Below are 15,877 nucleotides of genomic sequence, written 5' to 3' on the forward strand. Positions count from 1 at the left end.
CTGTTCTCTCGCGCTAGTCCAACGGGACGATCAGACGTCGGTGTATTCCTCGGCCGCGTCGGTCAGCCAGGCTGCGAGATAGCGTGCGAACGACGAGCGCACGAGGATACGATAGTCCGTTCCGGTGTCGTCACAGGCAATGAGGATCATGCCTGCCATCGCCAGCATGGTCTGTACCGTCGACCCGGCCGGGAAGACGCGAGGGTGCAGATCGATCGAGCACCCCTTCGCCAACACGTCGCGGGCCCTGGAACCGCTCAGCCGCAGACTGGTTCGCTGTGCGGACACATCGGTTGCCGCACCGCGATGCTCACGAACGGCCGAGCCGAGACGGTGTTCGAGTTCGACCGGATCGAGGCCCGCCCCGATGATCAGCCACTCCTCCGGGCCGAGCCAGATCGCGGTGGTGTTCGCGCCCTCGGCAACGCGTCCGGGGCCGGGCAGCTCCGTGCCGAGCTCGGTCGAGGCAGCGGCACCGCCCGGCCCGCTCGGGTCGACCCACAGGTCGATCCCGGCCAGGAACGGCTCCTCCACGATGCGGACAGCAGACGAGTCCGGCAGAACTGTTTCTGCGAGTGGGCTTCTGGCGGCGAGTCGGTCAGCCATCACGGCGGTTACCTTCCGGGTCGACGAGTACGGAGCCGGTGACTTCCACGGCGACGAGGGTGTCGCCCACCGGGACGTGCAGGATGTCGCCGAGTCGGTCACGCCCGGCCTCGAGCAGGGCCAGCCCGAACGGCCTGCCCAATTCTGCGCTGGCGTAACTCGACGTGACGTGGCCGAGCATCGGAACCGGAAGCTCGGGGAGGACGCCGCTCTCGGAGTGCTCGATGATCTGCGAGCCCTCGGGGAGGACGGTCTCCCGATCGACGGGCAGGAGCCCGACGAACTGCTTGCGCAACGGGTTCCGGTTCTCGGCACGGTCGAACGAGCGCTTTCCGATGAAGTCGAGCTTCTTCTTCGATACCGCCCAGCTCATACCGAGGTCCTGTGGGGTGACGGTCCCGTCGGTGTCCTGGCCGACGATCGGGTAGCCCTTCTCGGCCCGCAGCACGTGCATGGTCTCGGTGCCGTAGGGGGTGATGCCGTACTTCTCGCCCGCATCGATCAGCCGCGACCACAGTGCGTGGGCGTGCCAAGAATCGATGTTCACTTCGAAGGCCAGTTCACCGGAGAAGCTGATGCGCGCCACGCGTACCGGCACACCGTCGACCGAGGCGTCACGCCAGGCCATGAACGGGAACGCCTCGTTGGAGACGTCGAGCTCGGGGAAGATCTCGCCGACGAGGTCGCGGGAGCGCGGTCCGACGACGGGGAACGTGGCCCACTGCTCGGTCACCGACGTCAGCCGAACCGCGAGGTGCGGCCATTCGGTCTGCAGCCACTCCTCCATCCAGTCGAGCATTCCTGCTGCGCCGCCCGTGGTGGTGAACACCTGGAATCGGTCGTCCGCCAACCGCATCACGGTGCCGTCGTCGATCACCATGCCGTCGGCACCGCACATCACGCCGTAGCGAACCATGCCGACCTTCAAGTTGCTCATCATGTTCGTGTAGAACATGTCCAGCACCACACCGGCGTCGGGGCCCTGTACGTCGATCTTGCCCAGTGTCGAACCGTCGAGCATGCCGACGCTCGCACGCACGGCCGCGCACTCGCGGAGCACGGCGTCGTGCATCTCCTCGCCGGCTAGCGGGTAGTAGCGGGGCCGCTTCCACTGTCCGACGTCCTCGAAGACCGCGCCGCGGGCGACGTGCCAATCATGCACTGCAGTAACCCGTTCCGGGTCGAAGGCCATGCCGCGGTTGCGGCCGGCCAACGCCGCGAACGCCACCGGGGTGTACGGCGGTCGGAAGGTGGTGGTGCCCAGGTTCTCCACCGGCTTGTCGAGCAGTTCCGCCACGATGCCCGAGGACACCACAGCGGAGGTCTTGCCCTGATCGTGCGCGGTGCCGATCGTGGTGTAGCGCTTGATGTGTTCCATCGACGACATGCCTGCACCGACGGCGCGGACCAGATCGGCCACCGTCGCGTCTCGCTGCACGTCGACGAACTGGCTGTCGGCTCCGAAGTCGTCGCGCACCCGCCACAGCACCAGTGACTCGGTGATCGGCACGGATTCGGGTGCTGGAGGCGGTGTTTCGGTGATGTCGAAGCCGAGACGGGTCAGCACACCTGCCGCGGCCGAGTTGCCGTCGCGGAGGCATCCTGCCAGATCGAACACTCCCGAGGCCGATCCGGCTACGCTGATGCCCTCGACGTCGTCCGCCGGGACGAACGCACCGAGTTCGCCGTCGTAGCGCAGCTTTCCGCGGGCCTGGCTGAACAGGTGGACGGCGGGGTTCCAACCGCCGCTGACGAGCAGTACGTCGCACGCCACGGTGTCGGTGGCACCGTCGGCACCGGTCACCAATGCATGAGTGACGCGGGTGTCGCCGCGTGTGCCGGATACGACGCTGCCGGTGCGCACCTCGATACCGCGCTCGCGGCACAGGCCGAGCCAGTGTTCCGGTGCCTCGGAGCGGGCATCGACGATGCGCGCGATGCGGACCCCGGCGTCGTGCAGATCGACGGCTGCCTTGTACGCGCTGTCGTTGGTGGTGAACACCACGGCCTCGGTTCCTACCGTCACGCCGTAGCGATGTAGGAACGTACGTGCACTGTGCGCCAACATGATTCCGGGTCGGTCGTTGTCGGTGAAGACGACGGGACGCTCGTGGGCGCCGGTGGCCACCAGGATGTGACGCGAGCGAATACGCCAGACTCGCTGACGGCTCAGCGCTGCAGGAGCTTCCAAGCCCAGGTGATCGGTGCGGCGCTCGAGGGCGAGCACGAAGCCGTCGTCGTAGGAACCGAACGCGGTGGTGCGGCGCAGCAACGTCACGTCGGGGAAGGTCGACAACTCGGCCACCGCGTCGGCAACCCAGTCCAGGGCCGGCCGTCCGTCGATGACGTCGTCGGAGCCGAGCAGGGAGCCGCCGAACTCGCTCTGATCGTCGACGACGACCACGCGAGCGCCACTGCGGGCGGCGGCCAGAGCGGCCGTCAGACCAGCCGGACCGGCACCGACGACCAACAGGTCGGCGTGGGCGTGCATGGCGTCGTACTTGGCGGAGTCGGAGATCTCGGCGAGACGGCCCTGTCCGGGGATGCCCCGAGCGACCAGGCCGTCGTACAGCTCGATCGTCGTGGCGAGCAGCATCGGCTCGGGGAACGGCTCCTCGATCTGTACGAGTCCGCCGGTGTCCTCGGCCCATGCAGCGGTGAATCCACGGGGCCTGCCGAGCTTGATGCTGGTGGTCACTTGATGAATACCGTTGGCGAGCAACGCAGATGCCAGCGTGTCGCCCGGGTGGCCCTGCAGGGCCGAGCCGCCGAACGTGAAGTCGAAGGTGCTCGTGCGGTCGATGCGGCCGCCGGATGCGGTGCGGAATGCGGTCATGGGTTCACCGGCTTCGGGTCGTCGAGGCGATAGACACTGTGGATTCGATAGGTGGCGGTGTCCCGCACGGCGTTGAACCAACGCCGGCAGCCCTCGCTGTGGCTCCACCGTTCCGCGAAGAGCCCCTTGGGGTTGTCGCGGAAGAACACGAAGTGCGCCCACTGTTCGTCGGTCAGAGCCGAGGGATCCTCGGGGTAGGCGATGTGCGCCTGGCCGCCGTAGTGGAACTCGGTCTCTTCTCGACTCCCGCACCACGGGCATTCGATCAATTGCATTGCCACTCCATGATTTCTCGTTCGGGTGCTGCGTGTGTCGGGGCGGAGAAACTAGTGCGCCACGCCTGCGGCACCGTGCTCGTCCACCAGCGCGCCGGTGACGAATCGGTCCAGACTGAACGGTGCGATGTACTCGTGCACCTCGTCGTTGGCGATGGTGTCGGCCAGGCACCAACCGGCACCGGGGGTGGCCTTGAATCCGCCTGTACCCCAACCGCAATTGAGGAACACGTTGTCGAACGGCGTGCGTCCGACGATGGGGGAGGCATCGGGGCAGACGTCCACGATGCCGGCCCAGGTGCGCAGCAGGTGCGCGCGAGCGAAGACGGGGAACAACTCCACCGCAGCCGCCATCTGCCGTTCGATGATGTGGAACGCACCGCGCTGGCCGTAGCCGTTGTAGGAGTCGACGCCTGCACCCATCACCAGTTCGCCCTTGTGGGCCTGAGAGACGTACACGTGCACGGCATTCGACATGACGACCGTGGGATGCACGGGCTCGAGCAACTCCGAGACGAGGGCCTGCAGCGGATGGCTCTGCAGCGGAGTCTTGATGCCGAGCATGTCCGTCAGCGTCGAGGTGTGCCCGGCTGCGCAGAGCGCGACCTGGCCGGTGGCGATGTCGCCACGCGTGGTCTTCACCCCGGTGACGCGGTTGCCGTCGGTGGTGAAGCCGGTGACCTCACAGTTCTGGATGATGTCGATACCGGCCGCGTCGGCGCGTCGGGCAAATCCCCAGGCGACGTAGTCGTGCTTGGCGATGCCGGCGCGTGGCTGGTACGTCGCACCGAGCACCGGGTAGCGAATGTCGCTGGAGATGTTGACGATCGGGCACAGCTTCTTGACCTCGTCGGGGTCGACCCACTGAGCGTCGATGCCGTTGAGTCGGTTGGCCTCGACGCGTCGCACGCTGTCGCGCACGTCCTGCAGGCTGTGCGCGAGGTTGAGGACGCCGCGCTGGCTGAACAGGATGGGGTAGTCGAGGTCGTCGGCGAGCCCTTCCCACAGTTTCAGCGAGTGCTCGTAGATGCGCGCGCTCTCGTCCCACAGGTAGTTGGACCGGATGAGGGTGGTGTTGCGCGCCATGTTTCCTCCGGCGAGCCACCCCTTCTCCAGCACAGCCACATTGGTGATGCCGTGGTTCTTGGCGAGGTAGTGCGCGGTGGCCAGGCCGTGTCCGCCGCCGCCGATGATCACGACGTCGTACGACTTCTTCGGCTCGGGGTTGCGCCACAGGAAGTCCGGGTGGTCGGGCAGATGTGCGCCCGGAGGGGTTGCGGGGGCGGTCATCGGTAGCCTTCCGTCAGGTCGGAGTAGAGGGGGAACTGCGCGGCGACGGCTTCGACCCGGATTCGCAGTGCATCGAGTCCGCGGTCGTCGGTGTCGGGACGCAACGCGTGGGCGATGACGTCGGAGACCTCGGCGAAGGCCGTGGCGTCCAGGCCGCGGGTCGCGAGGGCCGGGGTGCCGATGCGGACTCCGGAGCTCACCATGGGTGGCCGTGGATCGAACGGAACTGCGTTGCGGTTCACGGTGATTCCGACGTGATGGAGTCTGTCCTCGGCCTGCTTGCCGTCCAGTTCGGACTTGCGCAGGTCCGCGAGAACGAGGTGGACGTCGGTGCCGCCCGAGACCACGTCGATGCCTGCGGCTGCTGCGTCGTCGGTCAACAGTCGATCGGCCAGGATCTTCGCGCCTTCGAGGGTGCGTTGCTGCCGTTCCCGAAAGTCCTCTTCTGCAGCAAGTTTGAAGGCGACGGCCTTGCCGGCGATGACGTGTTCGAGGGGCCCGCCCTGCTGACCGGGAAAGACCGAGGAGTTGAACTTCTTCGCCAGCGCGGCGTCGTTGGTGATGATGACGCCGCCGCGCGGTCCGCCGAGCGTCTTGTGCGTCGTCGAGGTGACCACGTGTGCGTGCGGTACCGGTGACGGGTGCAGTCCGGCGGCGACCAGGCCGGCGAAGTGCGCCATGTCCACCATCAGGTAGGCACCGACTTCGTCTGCGATGCGGCGGAATTCGGCGAAGTCGAGGTGGCGCGGGTAGGCGGACCAACCGGCCATGATCAGCTTGGGACGGTGCTCGTGGGCGAGGCGCTCCACCTCTGCCATGTCGACGAGATGGTCGTCTTCGCGGACGTGGTAGGCCGAGACGTCGTACAGCTTGCCGGAGAAGTTCAGCTTCATGCCGTGCGTGAGGTGTCCGCCGTGGGCGAGTGCGAGACCAAGAATCGAATCGCCCGGCTGTAGCAGTGCCGCCATGGCAGCGGCATTGGCCTGCGCACCGGAGTGCGGCTGCACGTTGGCGAACGACGATCCGAACAAGGCGTTGAGCCGGTCGATCGCGAGTTGCTCGATGACGTCGACGTTCTCGCATCCGCCGTAGTAGCGCCGGCCGGGGTAGCCCTCGGCGTACTTGTTCGTCAGTACCGAACCCTGCGCTTGCATGACGGCCAATGGTGCGAAGTTCTCACTCGCGATCATTTCCAAGGTGTTCTGCTGGCGGCCGAGCTCGGCACTGATCGCGCGGTGCACCTCGGGGTCGAGATCGGCGAGTACTCGGTTCGTCACGCCTCTCGGGTGCGGTGCCGTCGCCGTCGGTGCGAAGTCCTGCGTCAAGATGGCCGCCCTTCTGGAAGATCAATGATCTGGAACTGATATATCAAGATGCCAATAGAGTAAGATCACAAAGCAGAGCCGTCAAGGGCGGGGCGTCGACCGGGAGTGAGCAGACAAGATGACGATCGAAATTCAGCCGGTGATGGATGCAACGCAGTTTGTCGGAACCAATGCCGATCGAGCCTACGAAATAGTGCGTGAGCAGCTGATCATGCTTGAGATTCGTCCCGGTGAACCGATCAATGACGACCGCCTGGCCGAGCAATTGGGGCTGGGGCGCACACCGATTCGTGAGGGTCTCAAACGACTCGAACGTGAGCGTCTCGTCGTCGCGTATCCCCGACGCGGAACCTTCGCGACCGCCGTCGACATGACCGACCTGGCCAACATCTCGGAGATCCGCAAGCAGCTCGAGCCGGCGGCCTCGGCTCGTGCGGCGCGGACCGCGACACGGGCGGCCCGAGACCGCCTGGCCGAGCTCGCGGCCTCCATCGCAAGCATCGACGACACCGACGATTCACGCGAGGTGCTGCGCAAAGATGTTGCGGTGCACCGAGAGATCTATCGGGCGTCGGGCAATCCCCACCTCGAAGACATTCTGGTCAGCCTCGACGCGCACGCCACGCGCATCTGGTGCCTGTTTCTCGACCGACTCCCGAACGTGGCCGGCCATGTCCGTGAGCACGTCGTGTTGCTGCAGGCGATCATCGACGGCGACGCCGATACCGCTGCCGAACTGACCCTCGAACACGTCACCGGCTTCGAGAATGCGATCAGGGAACTGTTGTAGTCGCAGCCGCGATGCGCTCGGCGGCACCGCGCAGCGCGGTCGAGATGGCATACATCGCCGGGGTGTACTGACGCCTGGCGAGTGACGCGATGTAGATGACGCGCGTCGGCACCCGATCCGTGTCGGGGAAGTCGATGGTGGTGACGTCGGGTCGATGGTGAATGACCGACAACCCGGGCACCATGGCGATGCCGACACCGGCAGCCACCATGGCCTCGATCTCCTGATAGTCGTGGGCCTCGTAGACGACGTCGGGCTCGAATCCTGCTACGCGACAACTGCGATAGAGAACTTCGGCAGCCGGGTGGTCGTTGCTGCGGATGATCCATCGCGCGTCACGAAGATCGTGCAGCGACACATCGTGCTGCACCCGATCGTCGTCGATCGGCAGCAGCAGCACGGTCGGGTCTTCCATCAGCGGCTCGAGTGACAGCGATCGTTCGGCCTCCTCCGTCCAGGCGTAGCTCCACAGCAGCGCCAGGTCGATCTCGCTCGAATGCAGCATGTCGAGCAACTGCGGGCGCACCGCCGATCGCACGCGAACGTCCACACCGGGCCATCGTGAGTGATAGTCCTTCAGCGCGTCCGAGAGCAGCGACGCGCTGACCGTGGGAAACGAGCCGAGCCGAACCGAACCGCGTTCGAGCCCTCGGATCGCTTCGAGGTCGCCGCTCGCGGCGCGCATCTCCCGTCGAAACAGACGGGCGCGGCTGGTGAGGATTTCCCCGGCTTCGGTGAGTTGTACGCCGCGTGGCAGGCGGGTCAACACGGGCTGTTTGATGCCGTGTTCGAGTTTGCTGATGCGTTGGGACGCCGCGGAGGGCGTCATGTTCGCCCGCTCGGCACCGGCCGTCAGCGATCCGGCCTCGGCGATGTCGAGAAGAAGAAACAACGTCACGACGTCGAAAGTGTGGTTCATGCGGACATCTTTCAGCTCAGCTAAACGGCTAGGTAGCAAAACGATATTGTCCTAAAAGGCCGGCGTCAATAATGTGACAGGGACAACGATCGAGTGCGGATGTAACCGAGCACCTACCAGCCACCTGAAAGACGCCCATGACCTCCATCGAGATCCTCCCGCTCATCGCATTGGTTGCGATGTTCGTGATCGCAACCTTCTTTCCGATCAACATCGGCATCCTCGGCTTCATCGGTGCCTTCGTGGTCGGGTACTTCGCGCTGGGATTCGACGACAAGGAAATTCTGAACGAGTTCCCCAGCTCGATCGTGTTGACCATCGTCGGAGTCACTTATTTCTTCGGCATGGCCAAACGCAACGGCACCATCGATCTTCTGGTCAACAGCTGCATCCGAGCGGTGCACGGTCGAGTGACGGTGGTTCCGTGGGTGTTCTTCTTCGTCGCCTCGGTCCTGACTGCACTCGGTACCTTCAGCCCCGCCGCGGTGGCGCTCATCGTGCCTGCAGCCATGGCATTCGCAGCTCGAACCGGCATGAGCCCGCTGGTCATGGGCATCATGGTCATCAACGGTGCCCATGCAGGCGCGTTCTCCCCGATCTCCGTCTCCGGTGTCCTGGTTCGCGACATCGTCGAGAACAACGGCCTCGCCCTGAACCCGTGGACGCTGTTCTTAGCCAGCTACGGCATCAACCTGCTGCTCTCGGTGCTGACGGTTGTCGGCTACGCGGCCCTGGCCCGCATGAAGGGCTTCGAGTACACCGCAACGGGGTCCACCGATCCCGCTCCCGGCAGTGGCCCCGTCGGCGGAACGCCGGTCAAGACGTCCGCCCCCACCGGCGGCGGTACCGGCGGTACCGGCGGTACCGGCGGTACCGGCGGCGGCAGCTCGGCAGGCGGCAGCACCCAGGTGCTCACTCGTCCGACCACAACCACCCTGGTCGACGCCCCGGCCCCGGTCACGTTCGTCCAGAAGCTCACGCTCTTCCTCATCGGCGCACTCCTGGTACTCGTTCTCGTACTGCACCTGCCGATCAGCTTCATCGCCATCGGAGCCGGAGCGGTCCTGGCGTTCACGGATCTGAAGAAGCAGAACGAGGCGATCGCAGACATCAGTTGGTCGACGGTTCTGCTGGTCGCCGGCATGGTCACCTACATCTCGATCCTGCAAGAAGTGGGCACCATCGATCACCTGGCCGAAATGGCGATCACCATCGGCGCTCCGATCATCGTGGCCATCGTGCTCTGCTACGTCATCGGCATCACCTCGGCGTTCGCGTCCTCCACCGCTCTGCTGGCCGCCGTCATTCCGCTGGCCATGCCGCTGCTGGGAACCGGTGCACTGCCGGTCGTCGGAGTCGTCGCTGCTCTGGCCATCTCGGCGACCGTCGTCGACGTCTCGCCCTTCTCTACCAACGGTGCGCTGGTGCTGGCCAACGCGCAGAACATCGAGCGCCCGCGCTTCTACCGTCAGCTGCTGCTCAATGCAGGAATCGTCGTCGCCATCGCGCCGGCCCTGTGCTGGTTGATCCTGGTGGTCGTGCCCGAGCTGTTCTGACCGGGACGCTTGCGTTAAGCGCTCCTGCACGGCCTGAACATATTTCGTAATTGTGCTTGACCATCCTCTGTCGCAGGGTGGAAGCATCGGATCCTGATCGGAAGGCACACCAGATGTTCACTCTTCGTGGAACGTGGATGCGTGGAGGCACCAGCAAGTGCTGGCTGTTCAACGCGGTCGACATCGACCCGTACATCGCCGACGCCGGCGGTCTCGACAACATCCTGACCGCGGCCTTCGGTTCGGGTGACCCGCGTCAGCTCGACGGGGTAGGGGGTGGCAGCTCCACCACCTCCAAGGCCGCCATCGTTCGACGCTCCAGCGCACCCGGTATCGATGTCGACTACCTGTTCGCTCAGGTCGCCATCGAGAACCGCACCGTGGAGTGGGGCAGCAACTGCGGAAACTGTGCGACGGCAATCGGCCTCTACGCCGTGCAGACCGGTCTCGTCGCTGTGGACGACCACGTCACCGTGGTTCGGATGCGCAACGAGAACACCGGCGCAATTCTGGCGGCGGAGATCGCGACCCCCGGCGGACGCATTCCTGCCGAGGGCGACGCGTCCGTCCCCGGCACCACGGCTCTCGGCGTCCCGGTGGGATTGACCTTCACCGATCCGGCCTCGGATCGAGTAACGATGCTTCCCACCGGTGCCGAGGTCGATCGAGTCGTTCTCGGCGGCAACGAGTTTTGCGGAACGTTCGTTCGAGCGGGTGCGCCCGCCGCATTGTTCGACGCCGCCGATTTCGGATTGACCGGGTCGGAGTCCAACGACGTCGTCGCCGCTCACGTCCCCACCCTCATCGCGCTACGGCGACAGGCCGCTCTGCGGATGGGGCTGAGCAAGCCCGAAGAACCTGTCTCGCATGCCATTCCGAAGGTCGGGCTCGTCGGCCCGCCGCGGGAGTACGTGACGACGACGGGTGAGCACGTAGCATCCGCGGATTACGACATCTCGGTACGCATGCTCTCGATGATGGCCCCGCACCCGGCGATCGGACTGACTTCCGCGGTGGCCGTGGCCGCAGCGGCGACGGTCATCGGTGGGGTCGTCACCGCCAACGCAGGGTCCGGCCGTCCAGGAACAATTCGGATCGGCACCGCCGCGGGAGTGCTCGAGGTCGACTACACGGTGGACGCCAACGGGTTACTTCAATCGGTCACCCTGCACCGCGCAGTGCGACGCATCGCCACCGCAGACCTCTTCGTAGTGCCGATGCCGGCTCTGGTCGGTGCGCACGCGTTCTGAGCAGCTTCCCTCGTGCGCGTTTTGCGTACCTGGAGGGCCGCAAAACGCGCACGACAGTAGCTACACACCACCGAGGACCGCGTCGACCAAACTTTCTGCGTAGACGCGGTCCTCGGTGTCTCCTCGATCGGCATCGGTCTGATGCGAGAAGATGACATGGCTGAGAACCGCTCCTGTCACGAGTTCGAGAATCCTGGTGGTATCGGCCGACTCGGGTAATTCGCCCCGTTTCTGGGCTCGGTGCACGATCAGCCGGGCCGCAACCAGTCGGCTTCGGTTGAGTGTGTCGATCATGTGCCCGAGTAGATCGGGGTGCACCCGCGCATCGAGGGCGACGCGCAGGCTGACGAGACCGGCCGTTCCTCGGTAGCCCTGCAAAAGCTGCACCGCCAATTCGACGAGATCCGCCCGCAGGTTGCCGAGGTCGATCGGTGTCGCGAGCGGACTTCGAGCTTCCAGCGCATCGACGACCAAGGCCCCCTTCGATTCCCAGCGTCGGTAGAGCGCCGCCCTGCCGACGGACGCGCGGCGAGCAACGGCGTCGAGCGTGAAACCCGACCAGCCTTTCTCCCAGTAGACCTCGAGCACTGCGTCGTAGACGCGGTCCTCCAGATCGGGATCACGCGGCCTGCCCCGTCGGCTCGTGGTTTTGTCGGTCACCCAGGGATTGTGGCACCTACCCGGCATTGCGGACAATCTGTGTCTGTAATAGGTTCCCGGTCATGAGTTCTGTACGCCACGAGGCGTCGACGGTGGATCCGAGACGTGTTCCGGTGATCGTGGCTATCGGTGAGACAAGCGGCCGCGGCGAACCCATGGGCGTCGAACCCATGGAACTGATCACGCGCGCTGCCACCGAGGCACTTCAGGATTCGCCGACGTCGGAGCCGTGGATTCGCAGAGCGGACAGCATCACGTTCTGCCACATCGCCAGCTGGGCTTACGCCAGTCCCGCCGCTGCGCTGGCCCGTAGATTCGGTGCCACCCCCACAGATGTGTTCGACGCGCCGATCGGTGGCCAGTGGCCCGCGCGCCTTCTCGATCGCGCAGCCTCGCGCATTGCGTCCGGGGAGTCGACGGTAGCGGTGATCGCGGGCGGTGAAGCGCAGGCCTCGATGGGCGCCTTGGTCAAGGCCGGGCGAGAGCCCGTGCGGGATGGGGGATGGAGCGCGGACCCGGGAGGTCCGCCCACCTTCGACCTCGATCAACTCGGAAGTGCCGCAATGCAAGAGGCCGGCCTCATCACTCCGGTTCGGATCTATCCGTTGTTCGAGAGCCGCTTCAGATTCGAGGCCGGACTGGATCCGGAGTCTCGACTGGTCGAGTGCAGCGACCTTTATGCGGAGTTTTCCGTTGTCGCCCAGAAGAACCCGTACTCGTGGAACGGGCGAGTGCGGACGGCTGCCGACATCGGCACGCCGTCGCCGAAGAACCGCATCGTGTGCGAGCCGTATCCGTTGTCGATGAACGCCATGCCCTTCGTCGACCAGGCGGCGTGCATCGTGGTGACCAGCTTGGCCGAAGCCCGAGAACGCGGTGTCCCCGAGGGCGACCTCGTGTTCGTCTGGGGCGGTGCGGGTGCCGAGGATTCGGTCGACATTCTCGACCGCAGCGATTTCGGCCGGTCTCCAGCGATGGAGGATGCGATGGACCGAGCCTTGCGCGCCGCAGAGATCGGAGTCGAACAACTCGACGCGGTCGATGTGTACAGCTGCTTCCCGATCGTGCCGACCCTCGCCACCCGACACCTCGGAACGCCGAAATCATTGGTACCCAGTGTGACCGGTGGTCATTCGTCCTTCGGTGGTCCCCTCAGTAGTCATTCGCTGCATTCGATCACCGCATCCGTCCGCGAGATTCGCGGCGGCAAGAACTGCGCACTGGTGCACGCGAACGGTGGCTATATGACGTATCACCACTCGGTGCTGCTCGGTGGCGACCAGCACCCACAGGGCTACGTAGGAAATCCCGAACCCGCAGTGCTGACGCCGGATTCACCGCCTCGTGCACCTGTACAGGACGGGACTCTCGTGGTGGAGACAGTGTCCGTCGAGCATTCTCGGCAGCAGGAACCGAACCAGGCGTTCCTCGTCGCGAGAGACGAACGCGGACGACGCGTCGCCGCACAGACGGCACCCGGGGACACGGCCAGCGCCCGTGCGCTGTCCCTGTATCGAACCGACCCGGCACGCGAAATCATCGGGACCACAGTCACTGTCGACACCATCGAGGGGAACATCCGTGTCCGAAGCCGCTAGCACCGAACCTGTCGTACTGACCAGGCGGGAAGGTCACGTACTCGTCGTCACCATCAACCGACCGCGAGCTGCCAACAGCATCGACGCCCGCGTGCACACGTTGCTCGGGGAGGCGTGGGAGTCCGCCGAGGCAGATCGAGACATCCGAGCCATCGTCCTGACCGGCGCGGGATCGGCGACTTTCTGTGGCGGTGCCGATCTGAAGGCCCTCGGCACCGGAGGACCCGGCGCGGTGACCCCGCCCGAGACCGAGCACTGGGGGTTCGCCGGCATTGTGCAACACCCGATCTCGGTCCCGGTCATCGCGGCCGTGAACGGGTCGGCGATGGGAGGAGGAACCGAGATCGCGCTGGTCTCGGACATGGTCGTCGCGTCGGACACGGCAGTGTTCGGCCTGCCCGAGATCCGGCGTGGTCTCATCGCTGGTGCAGGTGGCGCTTTTCGGCTGATGTCCGCGGTGCCGGAACACATTGCCCTGGAGATGATCTTGACCGGACAGCCGATCTCCGCGCAGGAAGCCGCACGGTGGGGATTGGTCAACAGAGTTGTGGCCCCGACCGAGGTCCTCGACACCGCCCTCGAACTCGCTCGGCTCTGTGCTGAAGGCGCTCCGCTGGCGGTGCGCGCATCCAAGCGTCTGGCCCGACGTATCACCGACGGTGCCATCGCGCACGAGAAAGATTCGTGGGCACAGAACCGTCAGGAATTGGATCGACTCACCACCACGCAGGACGTCGTCGAAGGAATCACCGCATTCCTACAGAAACGCGATCCGACATGGACCGCGCAGTGAACGCACGGCCGTGAGCGTGGGAAATCCAAGCTTTACTCAGGCGGTTGCAGTGCGGGAGGCACCGTCGAAAGCCGAGTGATCCTCCCGCAGTGTTCCTCTATCGGGCAGTGACCTGCTCGTGCTCGTCGCTTGTGGGATTCTCGGTCCAGGGATTGGCTTCCCAGGCGAAATTCAGTCCGAAGACGACGCCCGCACCGACCAGAACCATCGATGCGGCTCGCCAGAGCGGGATGTCCCCGCCGACGCCCCAGAGAATTGCCAGCGCGACGATGGCACCCACGACCGGGCTCAATATCGCGCGTGTGGTGGCGTTCATGAAGTGCCTCCTGATTGTTGTCGTCCGGGCGGCTCGTTCGAGGTCGATTGAGCTCTCCGTTACGTACCAGAAGTAACGATAATGGAGCCGAAGGTTCCACGCACCCGCGTGGTCGGCTTTCGCCACCAGGCGCTCGAGCCCGCGAACAGCTGCTGGGCCGAAAGCGGAATGGAAGGCCGAGGGGCCAGTAGCTACGTACCCAGGTTCTGTGATCGCATGACCCCATGCGTACCTCGACATCCACCCGACTGATCACCGTGATCGCGGCGGCAACGTTGACGGCAGGCGTCGCGTGCTCCTCGACGGCCACTACCGAACCACCGCAATCCGCAGCGAGTACATCTCGGACCGCGACTGATCAGGCGATGGCCGAACAGCCATATTCTCAGCTCGAGGCGAGGGACAGCGCTCGGCTCGGCGTCAGCGCACTCGATCTCACGTCCGGATCCATCCAGAGTTATCGCGGTGACGAACGTTTCGCGTTCTGCTCGACGTTCAAGGTGTATGCCGTCGGTGCCGTACTCGCCGCCGTCGACGCAGGCAGGCTGCGGCTGACCGACACCAGAACAATCGCCGCAGAGGACAAGGTGCCCGAGTCGGCCGTCGATTGGGCACCCGGCTCGGTCGTCACCATCGCAGATCTCGCCTCCGCAGCGTTGACGAAGAGCGACAACACATCCGGCAATCTGCTGATACGTGAAGCAGGTGGGACAGCGGCGCTCACCGATTTCGCGCGATCGCTCGGCGACACCGAATTCCGCCTCGATCGCATCGAGCCGGAGTTGAATACGGCCATCCCGGACGACCCTCGGGACACCACAACTCCCAACTCGATGGCCGCCGGCTACCGGACCCTGCTCGACGGCGACGTACTGACACAGGCATCACGACAGCAGTTGCTGGACTGGATGGCCGGCACACAAACCTCCACGGCCCGCTTCCGCGCGGGCATTCCCCCGCAGTGGACGTCGGCCGACAAGACCGGAACCGGTAGCTACGGTGTCTCCAACGACGCGGGCCTGGTGCTCGGACCCGAAGGTCAGAAGATTCTGCTCGTCGTCCTCAGTGCTACGACGTCGGGTGCGGAGGACTCACCGGCCATGAACGCCCTTGTCGCCGACACGACTCGGACGGTCGTCGAACAGCTGGATTGACGTCAGTTCTCGGATCGGCGGACGGCGTCGACGAGGGGTACGAGGTCCGGTTCACGTGCTGATTCGTCGAGGGCCGCACGAAGGGCCGCGTCGTTGGTCGGCCGCGCTGCCTCGAGCAGAGCCAGGCCGTCGTCGCTGACGTCGGTGTAGATGCCGCGGCGGTCGGTGGGGCAGAGATAACGGGTGAGTAGCCCGCGGTCCTCGAGGCGGGTGACCAGACGGGTCGTCGCACTCTGGCTCAGGACGACGGCGTCGGCCACCTGCTTCATCTGCAGGTGTCCGCCCACCCCGTCGTGTTGACGTGCCAGGACGTCGAGCAGCCAATACTCGCGAGCGCTGAGGTTGTGGCCGGCCTGCAGAGCCTTCTCGATGCGGCTCTCGATGCGACCGTGCAGGACGGACAACGCCAGCCAGTTCTGGGCCAGCGCCGTCAGGGCGGGGTCCTTCGCCGTCATTGCTGCGCCTTCCGTGCCGATGCTCGTACAGCCACCGTACAGCGCCTGCCGTTA

General features: G+C 65.3%; 15 protein-coding genes. 6 read left to right on the forward strand and 9 right to left on the reverse strand.

Annotation, left to right across the window (positions count from 1 at the left end):
- Nucleotides 1-30 precede the first annotated feature (30 nt).
- The 5 genes from J1M81_RS18680 to glyA are packed head-to-tail and all read right to left on the reverse strand — an operon-like array spanning nt 31 to nt 6,284.
- Nucleotides 31-606 carry a sarcosine oxidase subunit gamma gene (locus J1M81_RS18680; RefSeq protein ID WP_032408349.1) on the reverse strand — a complete coding sequence of 192 codons (576 nt, stop codon included), beginning with the start codon at nt 604-606 and terminating at the stop codon, nt 31-33.
- Nucleotides 599-3,442 (reverse strand): 2Fe-2S iron-sulfur cluster-binding protein, encoded by a 2,844-nt coding sequence (locus J1M81_RS18685; RefSeq protein ID WP_206498567.1) that lies wholly within the window; start codon nt 3,440-3,442, stop codon nt 599-601. The genes J1M81_RS18680 and J1M81_RS18685 overlap by 8 nt, the downstream gene beginning before the upstream one ends.
- A complete protein-coding gene (locus J1M81_RS18690; RefSeq protein WP_206498568.1) occupies nt 3,439-3,717 on the reverse strand; it encodes a sarcosine oxidase subunit delta in 279 nt (92 codons plus the stop codon). The genes J1M81_RS18685 and J1M81_RS18690 overlap by 4 nt, the downstream gene beginning before the upstream one ends.
- 51 nt (nt 3,718-3,768) lie before the next feature.
- The gene (locus J1M81_RS18695; protein ID WP_032367894.1) at nt 3,769-5,007 is read right to left on the reverse strand and encodes a sarcosine oxidase subunit beta family protein; all 1,239 of its coding nucleotides are present in this window, start codon (nt 5,005-5,007) and stop codon (nt 3,769-3,771) included.
- Complete coding sequence (glyA, locus tag J1M81_RS18700) at nt 5,004-6,284, reverse strand: serine hydroxymethyltransferase (protein ID WP_206498608.1); 1,281 nt, start codon at nt 6,282-6,284, stop codon at nt 5,004-5,006. The genes J1M81_RS18695 and glyA overlap by 4 nt, the downstream gene beginning before the upstream one ends.
- Before the next feature lie 166 nt (nt 6,285-6,450).
- On the opposite strand from glyA, the gene J1M81_RS18705 reads away from it, so the two are divergent.
- Nucleotides 6,451-7,122, forward strand: coding sequence for a GntR family transcriptional regulator (locus J1M81_RS18705; protein ID WP_027494729.1), 672 nt, complete (start codon nt 6,451-6,453; stop codon nt 7,120-7,122).
- On the opposite strand, the gene J1M81_RS18710 is transcribed toward J1M81_RS18705, so the two are convergent.
- A complete protein-coding gene (locus J1M81_RS18710) occupies nt 7,106-8,041 on the reverse strand; it encodes a LysR family transcriptional regulator (RefSeq protein ID WP_032367892.1) in 936 nt (311 codons plus the stop codon). The genes J1M81_RS18705 and J1M81_RS18710 overlap by 17 nt on opposite strands.
- 137 nt (nt 8,042-8,178) lie before the next feature.
- Here J1M81_RS18710 and J1M81_RS18715 point away from each other — a divergent pair, with 137 nt between their 5' ends.
- Nucleotides 8,179-9,597 carry an SLC13 family permease gene (locus J1M81_RS18715; RefSeq protein ID WP_206498569.1) on the forward strand — a complete coding sequence of 473 codons (1,419 nt, stop codon included), beginning with the start codon at nt 8,179-8,181 and terminating at the stop codon, nt 9,595-9,597.
- Between the two features lie 113 nt (nt 9,598-9,710).
- Nucleotides 9,711-10,847, forward strand: a complete 1,137-nt coding sequence (locus J1M81_RS18720; protein WP_241258257.1) for a PrpF domain-containing protein — start codon at nt 9,711-9,713, stop codon at nt 10,845-10,847.
- Nucleotides 10,848-10,907: 60 nt separating this feature from the next.
- On the opposite strand, the gene J1M81_RS18725 is transcribed toward J1M81_RS18720, so the two are convergent.
- Nucleotides 10,908-11,507: a TetR/AcrR family transcriptional regulator gene (locus J1M81_RS18725; RefSeq protein ID WP_283348108.1), complete on the reverse strand. Its 600-nt coding sequence runs from the start codon at nt 11,505-11,507 to the stop codon at nt 10,908-10,910.
- 62 nt (nt 11,508-11,569) lie between these two features.
- Here J1M81_RS18725 and J1M81_RS18730 point away from each other — a divergent pair, with 62 nt between their 5' ends.
- Nucleotides 11,570-13,105, forward strand: a complete 1,536-nt coding sequence (locus J1M81_RS18730; protein WP_241258258.1) for an acetyl-CoA acetyltransferase — start codon at nt 11,570-11,572, stop codon at nt 13,103-13,105.
- Complete coding sequence (locus J1M81_RS18735) at nt 13,089-13,898, forward strand: enoyl-CoA hydratase/isomerase family protein (protein WP_032382313.1); 810 nt, start codon at nt 13,089-13,091, stop codon at nt 13,896-13,898. The genes J1M81_RS18730 and J1M81_RS18735 overlap by 17 nt, the downstream gene beginning before the upstream one ends.
- A 97-nt stretch (nt 13,899-13,995) precedes the next feature.
- Here the strand turns inward: J1M81_RS18735 and J1M81_RS18740 are convergent, their stop codons facing one another.
- A complete protein-coding gene (locus J1M81_RS18740) occupies nt 13,996-14,214 on the reverse strand; it encodes a hypothetical protein (protein WP_027494722.1) in 219 nt (72 codons plus the stop codon).
- 224 nt (nt 14,215-14,438) lie between these two features.
- On the opposite strand from J1M81_RS18740, the gene bla reads away from it, so the two are divergent.
- Nucleotides 14,439-15,368: a class A beta-lactamase gene (gene bla / locus J1M81_RS18745; protein WP_206498571.1), complete on the forward strand. Its 930-nt coding sequence runs from the start codon at nt 14,439-14,441 to the stop codon at nt 15,366-15,368.
- A 2-nt stretch (nt 15,369-15,370) separates the two neighbouring features.
- Here bla and J1M81_RS18750 read toward each other — a convergent pair whose 3' ends face one another.
- The gene (locus J1M81_RS18750) at nt 15,371-15,823 is read right to left on the reverse strand and encodes a MarR family winged helix-turn-helix transcriptional regulator (RefSeq protein ID WP_206498572.1); all 453 of its coding nucleotides are present in this window, start codon (nt 15,821-15,823) and stop codon (nt 15,371-15,373) included.
- Nucleotides 15,824-15,877 lie beyond the last annotated feature (54 nt).

Origin of the sequence: Rhodococcus sp. KRD175 (genome assembly GCF_017168275.1) — a bacterium.
In the GTDB taxonomy this organism is placed as follows: Bacteria; Actinomycetota; Actinomycetes; order Mycobacteriales; family Mycobacteriaceae; genus Rhodococcoides; species Rhodococcoides fascians.